The organism is Flavobacterium sp. CAU 1735 (assembly GCF_039888695.1).
In the GTDB taxonomy this organism is placed as follows: Bacteria; Bacteroidota; Bacteroidia; order Flavobacteriales; family Flavobacteriaceae; genus Flavobacterium.
In genome coordinates this window covers 910,176-923,971 of record NZ_JBDQQQ010000001.1, presented here as the reverse complement: position 1 = coordinate 923,971, position 13,796 = coordinate 910,176, and the positions used below count along the sequence as shown (strand labels likewise).

The following is a 13,796-nucleotide window of genomic DNA, read 5'->3' as shown; positions in this document are numbered from 1 at the left end:
AACCAACTGAACCTACACATCCTGATGATCCTGTAGTCGTAACCGATCCTACAACACCTGTTGAACCAACTGAACCTACACATCCTGATGATCCTGTAGTCGTAACCGATCCTACAACACCTGTTGAACCAACTGAACCTACACATCCTGATGATCCTGTAGTCGTAACCGATCCTACAACACCTGCAGAGCCTACTCTAAACATAACAAACAATGATCATCCGGATAAAAAAGAGTCAATACAAATATGGCCGAATCCGGCAAAAAACAATATTACTCTTAAAATTAAAAATGGTACTTTTAAAAAAGGTACAATGATCAATACAAATGGACAAATCGTTAAGCAATTCCAAACAAAACCAAGTACAAATATTAATGTAGCCAATCTTCCGGCCGGTTTATATCTTATCGTTCTGGAACGCACCGACTATTCGACAGTTACCCGAAAAGTAATGGTAAGCCGCCACTAAACGATATGTTTTTAAAGTCTTCATCTTAGTTCAAACATAAAAAAAGCGCCTTTACAGGCGCTTTTTCATTTTTATTTTAGTAACCGGCTTATAAAAACCTTACATCATTACCTCATCGGCACTTGGACCATAACTTCCCGGAATCGGAATATTTAACAATCGTAAATAAACGCCCAACTGCGCACGGTGGTGTACAATCTGACAATAACACATACGGATTACTTCATATTTGGATGAGGTTTTATAAATCTGATCCCCGTTGCGCAACGTCCATTCTTCCCAGAATTCTTCTTCGTCGTTATCTTCCAATGCTTTTTTCCCCTTTTCAAGCGATTCTTCAAAAAACGCCAACAATTCAGCCGTGTTTTTTACCTCTTTCGGTTCGTACGGATTGTTTGCAAAATCAAGTTCACTGGTTGTTAGTACCATTTCCACCCATGCCGTTAGTTCGGCAATGTGCGCTGCCAATACTCCCATTTTCATACTTTTTGGGTGTGGTTGCCAGTCTAATTTTTCGGTGGGTACGATGGAAAGCATTTTTCGGGTTGTTGCTGCTTCCTGTACTAACTCTTCCTGTAACAATGTGATTAGTTTCATATAATGTATCGTTTTTTTGTTTAACAATACAAAGGAACAACCGGTTGGTGACAACCCTATGTCAGCAGGTTTTTAAAGTTTATTCTTTTTGTAAAATTTTTTCGGCCAGCTCTTTTACACGCACTTTTAATGAGGCCGGTTCCAGGATTTCGGCATAATCGGCAAACATAATATACCAACGGGCAAAGCCTTCATATAATGATTCGGTCAGGAAAGTCATTTCGATTTCATTGCCGTCGATCTTTTCACTCACAAATCCATAATAATGCTTTCGTTCCTGCAGATACATTCCAATGGTTTTATCGATCCTAATCACCACTCTTTCTCTTTTGAAATGCAAATCCTGTTTGATCTGCTCCTGATATTTCTGAAGAGAAGAATGTTCTTTGCGAAAAGCTTCTTCAGTTAAAAGAATCGACACCACCCTATCGGCTCGAAAGTGCCTGTAATCCGAGCGATAATAACAATAACCAACCGTATACCAGTATTCGTTTTCGTAGTAAATCCCGATGGGTTCGAGGAGCCGTTCCGTATTCTCTTCGTTTCCAAAAGCGCGATAGGTCATTTTTACAATGCGCTTTTCCGAAATGGCTTTTAGCAGTATGTCCAGACTGTTATCCGGTGCTGTAGTTGTATTTTTTTTCTTTTTGCGAACATGGATATGATCTTCCAGTCCTTCTACCAGATCTTTTTCCGAACCTCGTAAAACCGACCGGATTTTATACATCGCCGACCGGAAGTTATTTTGAATTGCCGTTTCAGACAGCTTTTCCATCAATTTTTCCGCCGTAATAAAAGCCATTGCCTCGTCCTGAGTAAACATAACCGGTGGCAATCGATAACCATCGACAATAGAATAGCCTACACCGGCTTCTCCGTAAAGCGGTACACCGGCTTCCTCCAACGTACGAATATCGCGGTATACCGTCCTAAGGCTAATATTAAACCTATCGGCCAGATCCTGCGCTTTTACTACTCTTTTGGATTGTAACTGAATTAAAATTGCCGTAATGCGGTCAAATCGGTTCATGGTTTGCTGCTTTATCTGTCAAAAGTAAAACAAACCGACAGCTGTTCAAATTTTATTTTTTAACAACCGTTCCGATTTCTTTTCGTGTATTATTTTTTTCGAGATTCAAACAAAGCGATCAACTTTGTTACCGTATTCCAGTTGCGGGAAGTTGCCGTTACTTTAAGTTTGCCTTCAATCCAATTATTGTTCATTTTGGAATTTCCGGCCAAATTCACATAATTCAGATACAACGCCCGTCGGTCGGTTGCCATCTGAAAAGTATCGGGATGTACAAATTCCGGTTCGAGGCGCAGACTGTTTTCAGCAGTCGGTTCGGTAGCCAAAAAGGTAACATACAACTGCTTTACCGGAACTGCTGGTTCGTTTAAATAGGGATTCTGCGTAAAAATACGAAGCAGACTACTTTCCGAAACCGCTACTACCGGTACCTGAAAAGCATATTTTTCCAGTAGCAACGTTGCAACCTGTTTTTCAATTTTCTCCGGGTCTGATTCAGAGGAATCAACAAAAACATTCCCACTCTGAATATAGGTTTGTACATTCGAAAACCCGGCTTCTGCTAACAGATTGCGCAGGTCTTCCATTTTTATAATCTTTTGTCCGGATACATTAATCCCTCTTAACAGGATGAGGTGCGTATACATGATGATGGCGTTTTTTTAAGATTACCGTGAACTTGGATCCTTTATCGGCTCCTTCGCTTTCGGCATAAATGCTGCCATTGCTGCGTTCCACTATTTTGCGGCAAAGATACAATCCTATTCCGGTTGATGGTTCTTTATTGGTTCCGGGACGGGAAAGTCTACTAAACTTCTCGAACAACTCATCTTTCCGACTGTTTTCAAATCCCATTCCTTTGTCGATCACAACAAAAACAACACTATCGTTTTCTTCCATTATATATAGGAGAATCTCGGAACCGGTATAGGAGAATTTGATCGCATTGTCTATCAGGTTGATCAATACACGTTGCAAATATTCTTCTTTCATAATCACATCAATCTTATCGACTTCCTTCACTACCCGCAATGTGAGCTTTTTATTATACAACTTCTGATCCGACACTTTTTCGATCAGTCCGATAATTTCATCCAGACGGTATTCCTGGTTTTCGGTTGCTGTTCGCGAAAAAGCTTCTTCCTCTCGTAATAATGAAATAAAACTCTCCAAAAATTCCATTTGATGTGTTGTCGATTCCAAAATCAGTTCCGCATAGTTTTTTATTTTATCCGATGGTTCTTCTTCCAAAATAAACCGGGCTAAAAACTGAGGTGTGGAAGCATAGTTTTTTAAATCGTGTGACAGTAATGACGTCAGGTCTTTTTTTTCACTTAGAAGATCTTCATTTTCATTGATTCGCAACTGTAGGTTTGTTAACAGTGTTCCCACCTCATCGGTATAACGGGTAGGCAATGACGGAATTATTCCTCTTTCGCCATAACGTATCAATGCTTCCGACGCTATTTCCATAGGCTGTACCAGTTTCCGCAAAATCCAGAGCGTAATTGCGGTAGCCACCAGTGTTAAAACGAGTGTTATCACAAACAATACTCCCGGCGAAATGATATTGGGATGAAAAAGAATATATATAACAATACCTATTAAAGGGATGTGAATTCCTAAAAAAGCTACAAACAGGAATTTTAGCGCATAGCTTTTTCTTAAAAACGGAATATTAGACAACCAGGTGTATAATTTCATAGGGCCGTGAACAATTACAACATTGATTGTCTCAAATATAAACAATCCAACATTACAAATTGTACCACTAATAAAAAAAGTAGGTTTTAGCACTTTACAATCCTAACAATCCTTATTTTTGCCCCATGGGAAGAAAAAGAACAGATAAAATCGTTTTTGATACAGTAAAAGTCCTGGATGCAGGCGCTAAAGGTGTTTCGGTTGCTAAAGCACCCGATGGAAAAGTAATCTTTATTCCGAATGTAGTACCGGGCGACGTGGTTGATGTACAAACCTTTAAGAAACGTAAATCGTATTATGAAGGTAAAGCAGTTCATTTTCACGAGTTTTCAGAATACCGGGTTGATCCGGTTTGCGATCATTTTGGGGCTTGTGGTGGATGTAAATGGCAAAATATGAACTATGATCGTCAGTTGTTTTACAAAAACCAGGAGGTCTATAACAATCTGAAAAGAATCGGAAAAATTGAATTACCGGAATTTGAGCCTATTCTCGGTTCGGAAAAGCAGTTTTTTTACCGCAATAAAATGGAATTTTCGTTTTCGAATTCCCGCTGGTTAACCGAAAAGGAAATCCAGAGTGAAGAAGATTACAGCAATCAGAATGCATTAGGATTCCATATTCCGCGAATGTGGGATAAAATTTTGGACATTTCTAAATGTCATTTACAGGAAGATCCGTCAAATGCGATTCGCAATGAGATCCGTCGTTTTGCCAACGAACACAATCTGCCATTTTTTAACCCAAGAAATCACGAAGGTTTATTACGCACCCTTATGATTCGTACGGCATCGACTGGCGAGATCATGGTATTGGTACAGTTTTTCGAAGAAAACCTTGAACAACGCGAATTATTATTAAACTTCCTGGCCGAACGTTTCCCGGAAATCACTTCGCTACAATATGTAATTAATAGCAAAGCCAACGATACGCTATACGATCAGGATATTAAACTATATAAAGGTAGAGATTATATTCTGGAAGAAATGGAAGGGTTGCGCTTTAGCATCAATGCCAAATCGTTCTATCAGACCAATTCGGATCAGGCATACGAACTTTATAAAATCACACGCGACTTTGCCGGACTAACCGGAAATGAACTGGTATATGATTTATATACCGGTACAGGTACAATTGCCCAGTTTGTATCTAAAAAAGCCCGTAAGGTTATTGGCGTGGAAGCCGTTCCGGAAGCCATTGCCGATGCGAAAGAAAATGCAAAACGCAATGACATTTCAAACTGTGACTTTTTTGTCGGCGATATGAAAGTTGTCTTTAACGAGGCTTTTATCGCGACGCATGGAAAACCGGATGTTATCATCACCGATCCGCCACGCGACGGTATGCATAAAGATGTAGTGGAACAAATTCTTAAAATTGCTCCGGAACGCGTTGTTTACGTAAGCTGTAATTCGGCAACTCAGGCACGCGACCTGGCTTTGATGGACGAAATGTACAAAGTAACCCGCGTACGTCCGGTGGATATGTTCCCACAAACGCATCATGTGGAAAATGTTGTACTTTTGGAAAAACGATAATCGATCGATGAAAAAATTAAAAACTTTTGCTATCGCTTTTATACTGGCCAATTCTTTCTGGAGTTGTGAGAAAGACGATATTTGCCCCGACGGTACGCCTACAACACCAAGTGTGGTAGTCGAGTTTTACGATATTGATAATCCAACGGTTTTAAAAAATGTAACCAATCTTAAGGTAATCGCTTTAGGGATGACTGAAGGTATTGTATTTAACAGTAGCGCACAAGGTGAATCCCGTTATCTTACCAATGGAAATAAGATCCGGTTACCGCTGCGTACTACGGAAGATAACACCACCTACCGTCTTATTTTAAATGCGAATAACACGAACCCATCGCTGGTAAATGAAGATACGCTTAGTTTTACCTATGCCCGAACCGATATCTATGTTTCCAGAGCTTGTGGCTATAAAACTGTTTTTCAGCTAAACGCCGATAATCCGGTACTTTTGCCTAATGATCCAAATCCTTGGATCGGATCGGCTATAACCCAACAATCCAATATTCAAAATGAAAATCAGACACATCTTAAAATCTATTTTTAGTATTGTCCTTTTAGGGTTATCACTAACATCGGTTGCTCAGGATTCCATTCCTAAAAAGACGGAGCGTTATGGTATCCGTGTAGGAGCCGACCTGAGTCGTCTAGCGCGTTCTTTTTATGAAAAGGACTACCGCGGACTGGAGCTTGTTGCGGATTACCGTCTTTCGAAAAAGATTTTTATCGCCGGGGAAATCGGAAATGAAGACCTTACCGATAACGAAGCGCAATTGAGTTATACCACTAAAGGAAGTTATTTTAAAGCCGGATTCGATTTTAATGCGTATGACAACTGGCTGGATATGGAAAATATGATTTATGCCGGGGTGCGCTATAGTGTGAGTACCTTTAGCCAGCAGTTAAATTCCTACGACATTTACAATACCAATCCTTATTTTGGAGAAAACACACTGGAACCCAATCAGAAATTCGACGGTTTGACCGCTCATTGGATCGAGTTTGTGGCCGGTGTAAAAGCCGAGATTTTCAGTAATCTGTTTCTTGGTTTTAGTGTTCGCCTGAATTATCTGGTATCGAATCAGAAACCCGAAGGTTTTGACAATTTATATATTCCGGGCTTTAACCGAACCTACGACGGAAGCTTTGGTGCCGGATTTAATTATTCGGTTTCCTATTTTATTCCGTTGTATAAAACGGCTAAAAAAACCGAAACCTCTAAAAAGAAATAATCGAAAAGCAACGGATCTCCGTTGCTTTTTTGTTTATGATCGTTTTTACACTACTTGTATTTTTTATATCTTTCCTTATAAATAATTCAAGTGCGTTATCATGAAACGATATTGTTTGCTACTACTCCTGTTTACGTATTCCTTTTCCGGTTATTCTCAAACCATAACCGCAGAAAACTTTGAAACCAATTTCGATACCTTACTAGCCAACTTGGATAAAGAAAATTGGGAGGTCACCGAAAAGTTAAGTTCCGATTTGTTACGATATGCCGATCCCAAACCGGATCGCAATCTGGAGGCAAAAGGTCTTCGCTATATGTATATCTATTCTATAGCCGGGTTATTAAATGAGAAAAAGCTATCAAAAGAAAAGGCGCTTGAAAAAATAAAACCTTTAAAAGGGAAAGAGATGATCCTGCGCGTACTTCCTTTTAACAGTAATTGTTATATCAATTGTGTTCATTTGGATAAAGACAGAAAAGACACTTTTTTCTCCGGAGTAAACAACACTGCCGGAACTCAGATTTTTTCTTTTGAATATGTGACGATCAAAAACGGTATTTCCGAAACGGAAGCGGAACTGGAAGGCAAATACATTAGTCTCAGAGGAAAGCTAAACGAAATTTTTGTCGAAGGCATCACATTACCTCGCTTTAAATTATTTTTTACCGAGGGCACCTATGAATTCATGCCCCAATAAGACTTTACCAATATATAAATATTTTTAAAATGAAAAATAGCATTCTACTCCTTTTAATGATCAGTCTGTTCTCCTGTCAACCCAAAAAAGATACAGATACCACCGAAAACAACATTCCCGAAGCCTCAAAAACTACTATTGATTATAAGGTGGCTATACAATTTATATCGGATTATGCCCATTTTATTAATACTGCCACCGATCCGAAAGCCACGCTTTCCTGGATACAACAGAGCAAACTCCTAACATCCGGTTTTAAAGAAAACTATACCCGTATCATGGAAGAAGGATTGAAAGAAGATCCTGAATTAGGTCTTGGGTTTGATCCTGTTTTTGACGGACAGGATTATCCGGACAACAACTATACGATAACGGCAATCGATTCCCTTTCCGGTTTTGTCACCGTATCGTCCGATAGCTGGAAAGATTTTGAAGTGGTTATGCGGGTTATACAAAATGGAAAACAATCCCTGGTCGATGGTTCGGGAATTATTAACATCCCGGAAAACAAAAGAGCACAACGGTAAAACAGCTTCGTATATGGCTTTTCCAACTACATCCTAACAATTCAGGACGGAATTGGATATAAAAAATCCCGGTTCTCCGGGATTTTTTACTTTATTTCTTTAATACCTTTTACAAAAATCCATTTCATAAAAAGTCGTTCGCCATCGTTGGTTTTTACAGCCTGAAATTTCGGTGCCAGTAACGTCGCTACTACAAAAGCGGTAACCGGAATCCAGAATCCCTGTAAATTAGTATATGTTCCAATCAGGTAGCGGAACAAAATAAACAAGATTGCAAATGCCGTTAACTGATATACAAATGCTTTGGTTTTAGGTGCCATGGCCATATTAGTATCGTTTAATGATTATCGTTATTTTGAAATTTGGTACGTTTACTACCTTCATACATTTCGTACTTTACAAATCGGGTTTCCAGCTTACCGTTAAACAGTTTGATTTTACGCGATGGTTTTAAACCGACAAACTTCAGTGCTTCGATATTCGCTGTGATAAACCAGGCATTCGTACCCGGATAATGTTGTTTTAACGTATCTCCGATTTCGCGGTAAAAACGTTCCATCTCGATATCAAGTCGTTCTCCATACGGCGGATTAAACACCATATGTAACGGTCCGCGGGTTTCTTTTTCGGTTTCAAAAAAGTTAGCCTGCGAAATACTCACATATTCGTCAAGGTTCGCATTGCGGATATTGTCTTTGGCTTTCATTACAGCCGACGGCGCTTTATCGTATCCTTTTATCGTATAATGAAATTCACGGGTCTTTTTCATCAGCGAATTCATGATCTGATCAAACAGCTCATTGTCCCAATCGTTCCAACGTTCGAAAGCAAATTCTTTTCGGTTGATGTTCGCCGGAATATTACAGGCTATCATCGCGGCTTCGGCCAGAAGCGTACCACTTCCGCACATCGGATCCAGGAAATCTCCCTGACCATCCCATCCGGACAATAACAGCATTCCCGCAGCCAATACTTCGTTGATCGGTGCAATATTCGTAGCGGTTTTATAACCACGGTGGTGTAACGAATCTCCGGAACTGTCTAACGATACCGTACACTGATCATTCTGAATATGCACATTGATCCGTAGATCGGGGAAATCTTTATTGATGTTCGGACGTTTTCCAAATCGGTCGCGATACTGATCTACAATCGCATCTTTAGTCTTTAAAGCCGCAAACTGCGAATGACTGAAATAATCGGAGTGTAAGGTTACATCCACAACAAACGACTGATGTACCGATAAGTACTGCGACCAGTCGATCGACTGGATTCCTTTATAAAGACTTAGTTCGTTGACTGCTCTAAAATGGTGGATTGGTTTTAAAATTTTCAGTGCTGTACGAAGGGACAAATTGGCTTTATACATAAATCCTGTGTCTCCTACAAAACTAACCATACGGGTACCCTGCTCTACTTTTTGAGCGCCTAATACCTGCAATTCTTTTGCTAATATTTCTTCGAAGCCAAAAAAAGTTTTGGCTACCATTTTAAAGTCTTTCATTTGATACTAAAATTCCTATAAATATATCATAATTTCCAATCCTTGCAGTGCAATTTTGGAATTACATCCGCAAAAATACATTAAATTTGTTGGCTTAAGTAAAAGTTAACTTACTTTCGTTTATCCGACCCGAATAAATAGTACTTTTAGTCGGGTTTAAATTAATTATTTTGAAATTAAAAGAAATGCAAAAAGATACTACCACCTGGTATGCTTCCTGGTTCGATACGCCTTATTATCATATTTTATATAAAGATCGTGATTATACCGAAGCCCAGTTGTTTATGGATAATTTAACCCAATACCTAAACCTGCCGGACAATGCCAAAATTCTGGATCTGGCCTGCGGAAAAGGGCGCCATTCGGTTTATTTAAACCAGTTGGGCTATGATGTGACCGGTGCCGATTTATCGGAAAACAGTATAAAAACCGCTTCCGAACACGCGAATGACACACTTCACTTTGAAGTTCACGATATGCGAGTTCCGTTTGATCAAAAATTTGACGCCATTTTTAACCTTTTTACCAGCTTTGGTTATTTTGAAAGTGACGAGGATAATCTAACGACCTTAAACGCAATTAAGGAGAGCTTAACAGACTATGGTTTTGCCGTGATTGACTTTATGAACGTAAGCCAGGTAATAGACAATCTGGTTCCGGAAGAAGTTAAAAGTGTAGACGGTATTGATTTCCACATTAAACGTTATGTAAAAGACAATCATATTTTTAAAGAAATTGATTTTGACGATAACGGTGAGCATTTCCACTTTACGGAAAAAGTAAAAGCATTAACCCTACAGGATTTTGAAGCCATGATGGAAGAAGCCGGTATCTTTTTACTGGATGTTTTTGGCGATTATAAACTCCGTAAATTCTTAAAAAACGATTCTGAACGACTGATAATGATCTTTAAATAATATGATGCCTTATCTTATCCCCCTGCTTTCGGTAATCCTCGGTTATGGAGCGGCTACGTTCTTTAGCCCGAAAAACAAAAAGAACCTGAAGCTGCTATTGGCTTTCAGCGGATCGTTTCTGTTGGCATTAACCGTATCGCATTTATTGCCGGAGGTTTATTTGGCCGATGCGGGTCATAATCACGACGGACACGATCATGCGCATAGCCCGGTTGGCTTGTTTATCATGGTCGGAATTGTGTTTCAGATTATTCTGGAATATTTTTCCAAAGGAGCCGAACACGGTCATGTACACGGTCACGAAACCATGCACCATATTCCCTGGTCGTTGTTTATCAGTTTGTGTTTGCATGCCTTACTCGAAGGACTACCGGTGAGTCATCACAACGATATGGCCTGGGGAATTGCCATCCACCACTTCCCGATTGCCATTATTCTGACGACCTTTTTTATCAATTCGCATTTAAATCGTAAGGCCATTTTTGTCTTTATGATGGTATTTGCCTGTATGACGCCACTAGGAACCTTTTTGTCCGAATACCTACCATTTGTCAATCAATATTATACCGAGATCTCAGCCATTGTGATCGGTATCCTATTTCATATTTCCTCTACTATCATTTTTGAAAGTAGCGAAGGCCATAAATTTAACCTGGCGAAGCTTACCGCTATCGTTTTGGGTATCATTCTGGCTTATTTTATGTAACTTTACTCGAATTCATAGTATCTAAAAATCAGGTTACCGATGTCATTTACACGTACCACCGAACAAGCTTCAAAATACGAACATCTGGAAAAGATGTCGGTTTCGGAACTGTTGACAAATATCAATAACGAAGACAAAACCGTACCGTTGGCGGTCGAAAAGGCACTGCCGCAAATTGAGGCCCTGGTTTCGGAAATCGTTTCCAAAATGAAAATGGGTGGCCGATTGTTTTATATTGGCGCCGGTACTTCCGGAAGACTTGGTATTGTAGACGCCTCGGAATGTCCTCCTACTTTTGGTGTTCCATTCGATTTGGTAATCGGTTTGATTGCCGGTGGCGATACGGCCATCCGCAAAGCCGTCGAATTTGCCGAAGACGACCGCGAACAGGCCTGGAAAGACCTTTCGGAATGGGATATCAATTCGAATGATGTGGTCGTGGGAATTGCCGCATCGGGTACGACTCCTTATGTAATTGGCGGCCTCAAAAAATGTAATGCCAACGGTATTGCTACCGGATGTATCACCTGTAATCAGGGAAGTCCGCTGGCCGAAACCGCCCGTTTCCCGATAGAAGTGGTCGTAGGACCGGAATTTGTAACGGGTAGTTCCCGTATGAAAGCCGGAACCGCGCAAAAACTGGTTTTAAATATGCTTTCTACCGCTACCATGATACAATTAGATAAAGTAAAAGGCAATAAAATGGTCGACATGCAACTGAGTAATCACAAGCTGGTAGACCGCGGTATCCGTATGATCATGAGTGAAATCGATGTTCCGTATGACGTGGCACAACAATTACTCGAAACACATCAAAACGTACGGAAAGCCATCGAAAGCTATCACAATACTAATACAAAATAATCATGGCCAACAAAAAAGTATTAAACAGAGGAATCCGCTATCTGGCAATGGCACTTCCTTTGTTATTTATAGGTCCTGTCATCATCCACAGTTCGTTTAAAAACCAAAACAATCCGATGTTTTATCCGGTTTTAGGTTTTGGAATCGTAGTATGCCTTACCGCAATGTGGTTTATGTTTTTAGGATTACGAACGGTAACCAACAGTATTTTCGACAAATAGTACACTATGGAAGTCAATAAGCAATACCTCGAAAGCGTACAGAAGCAATTTCTGTACTACAAAACCATTGCCGATAAAGCGATGGCACAACTCGAACCGGAACAATTGTCCGTTGCACTAAACGACAATACCAATTCGATTGCCACGATTGTAAAACACCTTTCCGGGAATATGCTTTCAAGGTGGACCGATTTCCTGACTACCGACGGTGAAAAAGAAGGGCGCAACCGCGATTCCGAATTCGAAGAAACCATCATAGACAAAGAAACGCTGCTTGAAATTTGGGAAAAAGGATGGAATTGTCTTTTTGAAGCTTTAAAAAGTCTTACGCCCGATCAGCTTTCGAATGTTATTTATATCCGAAATGAAGGTCATACGGTTGTGGAAGCCATCAACCGCCAACTGGCACATTATCCGTATCATGTCGGTCAAATTGTGTTCTACGCAAAACTACTCAAAAAAGGAGAATGGAACAGTTTATCCATTCCTAAAAACAAATCCAACGACTATAACGCCGATAAATTTTCAAAAGATAAAAGCATCCGGAATTTTACCGATGATGAATTAAAACGATTACAATGAAAAAAATTGCTTTAGCCCTATTACCATTCGTGTTGACTTCCTGCTATAATCAGGAACGCAACTGTAACGATTATAAAACCGGAAAATTCGAATTCACACAGGAAATCAATGGAAAACCAATGAAGTCCGTTTTTGAGCGTACCGAAACGATGCAAATCGAGACTTTTAACGGTGAAACCGATACGGCTTCGATCCGCTGGATTAACAATTGTGAATTTGTATTGCAAAAAATACATCCGAAAAATATGCAGGACAAAAAAGCGATCAGCATGAAGATCCTGACAACCAATGCAAAAGGCTATTCCTTCGAATATTCTTTTGTGGGCGACACAAAAAAACAGAAAGGATCTGTAACAAAAATCGATTAGTTTACGTTTAATAGCTGAATTTAAACCAAAAACAATAAATCAAAACTACAAATGGAAGTATTCTTAAACCCTGATGCATGGGTAGCCCTGTTAACCCTAACGTTTCTTGAAATCGTACTGGGGATCGACAACATTATCTTTATCTCTATCGTTACCGGTAAGCTACCGGAAGAAAAACGCAAAAAAGCAACCCGAATCGGTTTGTTTCTGGCCATGTTTATGCGAATCGGATTATTATTCGGTATCACTTTACTAATTGCCATGAAAGAACCTTTGTTTAGCGTGGATTGGGGATGGTTCCAGGGGCATTTTACCGGACAGGCATTAATTTTATTCCTGGGAGGTATGTTCCTGATTTATAAGAGTACGAAAGAAATCCATGAAAAAGTGGACCATAAAGGCGAAGAAGAGCACAATGTAAAAAGTGCTGCTGCCAAATCGTTTGGAAGTGTTATCGTTCAGATTCTGTTAATTGACCTGATTTTCTCAGTAGATAGTATTCTAACGGCTGTCGGAATGACCAATGGTATTACCGGAGCTTTAACGATTATGATCGCTGCTGTAGTAATATCAGTTGGTGTAATGATGTTATTTGCGGTTCCGGTAGGTAACTTTGTAAATGCCAATCCGTCGATACAGATTTTAGGTTTGGCGTTCTTAATCCTGATCGGGTTTATGCTAATGACCGAAAGTATGCACTTGTCTGAAGCGACATTAGCCGGACAACATATCGGTGCCGTTCCAAAAGGTTACCTCTACTTTGCCATTGCGTTCTCACTGGCCGTGGAGTTTATCAATATGAAAATCCGAAAAAGAAAATAATAAAAAAGTCCTCAATT

Annotated in this window: 19 protein-coding genes; 13 read left to right on the top strand and 6 right to left on the bottom strand. The window is 39.8% G+C overall.

The genetic code is table 11. The features are described from left to right. Positions 1-470, top strand: a 470-nt coding sequence (locus AAFN64_RS04335; protein ID WP_347759393.1) for a T9SS type A sorting domain-containing protein, incomplete at its 5' end; no start/stop codon positions are given. Between the two features lie 99 nt (positions 471-569). On the opposite strand, the gene AAFN64_RS04330 is transcribed toward AAFN64_RS04335, so the two are convergent. From AAFN64_RS04330 to AAFN64_RS04315, 4 genes are all read right to left on the bottom strand, one after another. After that, positions 570-1,067 (bottom strand): DinB family protein, encoded by a 498-nt coding sequence (locus AAFN64_RS04330; RefSeq protein ID WP_300487373.1) that lies wholly within the window; start codon positions 1,065-1,067, stop codon positions 570-572. 79 nt (positions 1,068-1,146) lie between these two features. Further along, the gene (locus AAFN64_RS04325) at positions 1,147-2,097 is read right to left on the bottom strand and encodes a YafY family protein (RefSeq protein ID WP_347759392.1); all 951 of its coding nucleotides are present in this window, start codon (positions 2,095-2,097) and stop codon (positions 1,147-1,149) included. Positions 2,098-2,186: 89 nt separating this feature from the next. Continuing rightward, positions 2,187-2,744 carry a DUF1697 domain-containing protein gene (locus AAFN64_RS04320; RefSeq protein ID WP_347759391.1) on the bottom strand — a complete coding sequence of 186 codons (558 nt, stop codon included), beginning with the start codon at positions 2,742-2,744 and terminating at the stop codon, positions 2,187-2,189. Beyond that, the gene (locus tag AAFN64_RS04315; protein ID WP_300487363.1) at positions 2,710-3,801 is read right to left on the bottom strand and encodes a HAMP domain-containing sensor histidine kinase; all 1,092 of its coding nucleotides are present in this window, start codon (positions 3,799-3,801) and stop codon (positions 2,710-2,712) included. The genes AAFN64_RS04320 and AAFN64_RS04315 overlap by 35 nt, the downstream gene beginning before the upstream one ends. Positions 3,802-3,926: 125 nt before the next feature. On the opposite strand from AAFN64_RS04315, the gene rlmD reads away from it, so the two are divergent. From rlmD to AAFN64_RS04290, 5 genes are all read left to right on the top strand, one after another. Then, on the top strand, positions 3,927-5,339 hold the full coding sequence (gene rlmD / locus AAFN64_RS04310) for a 23S rRNA (uracil(1939)-C(5))-methyltransferase RlmD (protein ID WP_300487360.1): 1,413 nt from the start codon (positions 3,927-3,929) through the stop codon (positions 5,337-5,339). 7 nt (positions 5,340-5,346) lie between these two features. Beyond that, positions 5,347-5,883, top strand: coding sequence for a DUF6452 family protein (locus AAFN64_RS04305; protein ID WP_300487357.1), 537 nt, complete (start codon positions 5,347-5,349; stop codon positions 5,881-5,883). Next, positions 5,849-6,568: a DUF6048 family protein gene (locus AAFN64_RS04300; protein WP_300487354.1), complete on the top strand. Its 720-nt coding sequence runs from the start codon at positions 5,849-5,851 to the stop codon at positions 6,566-6,568. Before AAFN64_RS04305 ends, AAFN64_RS04300 begins: the two co-directional genes overlap by 35 nt. Before the next feature lie 100 nt (positions 6,569-6,668). Continuing rightward, positions 6,669-7,268 carry a hypothetical protein gene (locus AAFN64_RS04295; protein ID WP_347759390.1) on the top strand — a complete coding sequence of 200 codons (600 nt, stop codon included), beginning with the start codon at positions 6,669-6,671 and terminating at the stop codon, positions 7,266-7,268. A gap of 29 nt (positions 7,269-7,297) precedes the next feature. Next, positions 7,298-7,795: a hypothetical protein gene (locus AAFN64_RS04290; protein WP_347759389.1), complete on the top strand. Its 498-nt coding sequence runs from the start codon at positions 7,298-7,300 to the stop codon at positions 7,793-7,795. A gap of 86 nt (positions 7,796-7,881) precedes the next feature. Here AAFN64_RS04290 and AAFN64_RS04285 read toward each other — a convergent pair whose 3' ends face one another. Both AAFN64_RS04285 and AAFN64_RS04280 read right to left on the bottom strand, forming a co-directional pair. Next, complete coding sequence (locus AAFN64_RS04285) at positions 7,882-8,115, bottom strand: hypothetical protein (RefSeq protein WP_300487415.1); 234 nt, start codon at positions 8,113-8,115, stop codon at positions 7,882-7,884. 17 nt (positions 8,116-8,132) lie between these two features. Beyond that, positions 8,133-9,299 carry a THUMP domain-containing protein gene (locus tag AAFN64_RS04280; RefSeq protein WP_136402497.1) on the bottom strand — a complete coding sequence of 389 codons (1,167 nt, stop codon included), beginning with the start codon at positions 9,297-9,299 and terminating at the stop codon, positions 8,133-8,135. Between the two features lie 185 nt (positions 9,300-9,484). Between AAFN64_RS04280 and AAFN64_RS04275 the strand changes: the two genes are divergently transcribed. Genes AAFN64_RS04275 through AAFN64_RS04245 form a run of 7 tightly spaced genes read left to right on the top strand, consistent with a single transcriptional unit; the run spans position 9,485 to position 13,779 of the window. Beyond that, entirely contained in the window at positions 9,485-10,216 is a 732-nt protein-coding gene (locus tag AAFN64_RS04275) for a class I SAM-dependent methyltransferase (RefSeq protein ID WP_300487345.1), read from the top strand. 4 nt (positions 10,217-10,220) lie between these two features. Beyond that, on the top strand, positions 10,221-10,922 hold the full coding sequence (locus AAFN64_RS04270; protein WP_300487413.1) for a ZIP family metal transporter: 702 nt from the start codon (positions 10,221-10,223) through the stop codon (positions 10,920-10,922). A 39-nt stretch (positions 10,923-10,961) separates the two neighbouring features. Further along, positions 10,962-11,786 (top strand): N-acetylmuramic acid 6-phosphate etherase, encoded by an 825-nt coding sequence (murQ, locus tag AAFN64_RS04265; protein WP_347759388.1) that lies wholly within the window; start codon positions 10,962-10,964, stop codon positions 11,784-11,786. A 2-nt stretch (positions 11,787-11,788) separates the two neighbouring features. Further along, positions 11,789-12,007, top strand: a complete 219-nt coding sequence (locus AAFN64_RS04260; protein ID WP_136402494.1) for a DUF6095 family protein — start codon at positions 11,789-11,791, stop codon at positions 12,005-12,007. Between the two features lie 6 nt (positions 12,008-12,013). Further along, positions 12,014-12,589 (top strand): DUF1572 family protein, encoded by a 576-nt coding sequence (locus tag AAFN64_RS04255; RefSeq protein WP_347759387.1) that lies wholly within the window; start codon positions 12,014-12,016, stop codon positions 12,587-12,589. After that, on the top strand, positions 12,586-12,957 hold the full coding sequence (locus AAFN64_RS04250) for a DNA topoisomerase IV (RefSeq protein WP_347759386.1): 372 nt from the start codon (positions 12,586-12,588) through the stop codon (positions 12,955-12,957). The genes AAFN64_RS04255 and AAFN64_RS04250 overlap by 4 nt, the downstream gene beginning before the upstream one ends. Before the next feature lie 51 nt (positions 12,958-13,008). Next, a complete protein-coding gene (locus tag AAFN64_RS04245) occupies positions 13,009-13,779 on the top strand; it encodes a TerC family protein (protein ID WP_136402491.1) in 771 nt (256 codons plus the stop codon). Positions 13,780-13,796 lie beyond the last annotated feature (17 nt).

Excerpts from the sequence above, each read along its gene's own strand:
- AAFN64_RS04330 (WP_300487373.1), bottom strand. The coding sequence starts at position 1,067 with ATGAAACTAATCACATTGTTACAGGAAGAGTTAGTACAGGAAGCAGCA.
- AAFN64_RS04325 (WP_347759392.1), bottom strand. The coding sequence starts at position 2,097 with ATGAACCGATTTGACCGCATTACGGCAATTTTAATTCAGTTACAATCC.
- AAFN64_RS04320 (WP_347759391.1), bottom strand. The coding sequence starts at position 2,744 with ATGTATACGCACCTCATCCTGTTAAGAGGGATTAATGTATCCGGACAA.
- AAFN64_RS04315 (WP_300487363.1), bottom strand. The coding sequence starts at position 3,801 with ATGAAATTATACACCTGGTTGTCTAATATTCCGTTTTTAAGAAAAAGC.
- rlmD (WP_300487360.1), top strand. The coding sequence starts at position 3,927 with ATGGGAAGAAAAAGAACAGATAAAATCGTTTTTGATACAGTAAAAGTC.
- AAFN64_RS04305 (WP_300487357.1), top strand. The coding sequence starts at position 5,347 with ATGAAAAAATTAAAAACTTTTGCTATCGCTTTTATACTGGCCAATTCT.
- AAFN64_RS04300 (WP_300487354.1), top strand. The coding sequence starts at position 5,849 with ATGAAAATCAGACACATCTTAAAATCTATTTTTAGTATTGTCCTTTTA.
- AAFN64_RS04295 (WP_347759390.1), top strand. The coding sequence starts at position 6,669 with ATGAAACGATATTGTTTGCTACTACTCCTGTTTACGTATTCCTTTTCC.
- AAFN64_RS04290 (WP_347759389.1), top strand. The coding sequence starts at position 7,298 with ATGAAAAATAGCATTCTACTCCTTTTAATGATCAGTCTGTTCTCCTGT.
- AAFN64_RS04285 (WP_300487415.1), bottom strand. The coding sequence starts at position 8,115 with ATGGCACCTAAAACCAAAGCATTTGTATATCAGTTAACGGCATTTGCA.
- AAFN64_RS04280 (WP_136402497.1), bottom strand. The coding sequence starts at position 9,299 with ATGAAAGACTTTAAAATGGTAGCCAAAACTTTTTTTGGCTTCGAAGAA.
- AAFN64_RS04275 (WP_300487345.1), top strand. The coding sequence starts at position 9,485 with ATGCAAAAAGATACTACCACCTGGTATGCTTCCTGGTTCGATACGCCT.
- AAFN64_RS04270 (WP_300487413.1), top strand. The coding sequence starts at position 10,221 with ATGCCTTATCTTATCCCCCTGCTTTCGGTAATCCTCGGTTATGGAGCG.
- murQ (WP_347759388.1), top strand. The coding sequence starts at position 10,962 with ATGTCATTTACACGTACCACCGAACAAGCTTCAAAATACGAACATCTG.
- AAFN64_RS04260 (WP_136402494.1), top strand. The coding sequence starts at position 11,789 with ATGGCCAACAAAAAAGTATTAAACAGAGGAATCCGCTATCTGGCAATG.
- AAFN64_RS04255 (WP_347759387.1), top strand. The coding sequence starts at position 12,014 with ATGGAAGTCAATAAGCAATACCTCGAAAGCGTACAGAAGCAATTTCTG.
- AAFN64_RS04250 (WP_347759386.1), top strand. The coding sequence starts at position 12,586 with ATGAAAAAAATTGCTTTAGCCCTATTACCATTCGTGTTGACTTCCTGC.
- AAFN64_RS04245 (WP_136402491.1), top strand. The coding sequence starts at position 13,009 with ATGGAAGTATTCTTAAACCCTGATGCATGGGTAGCCCTGTTAACCCTA.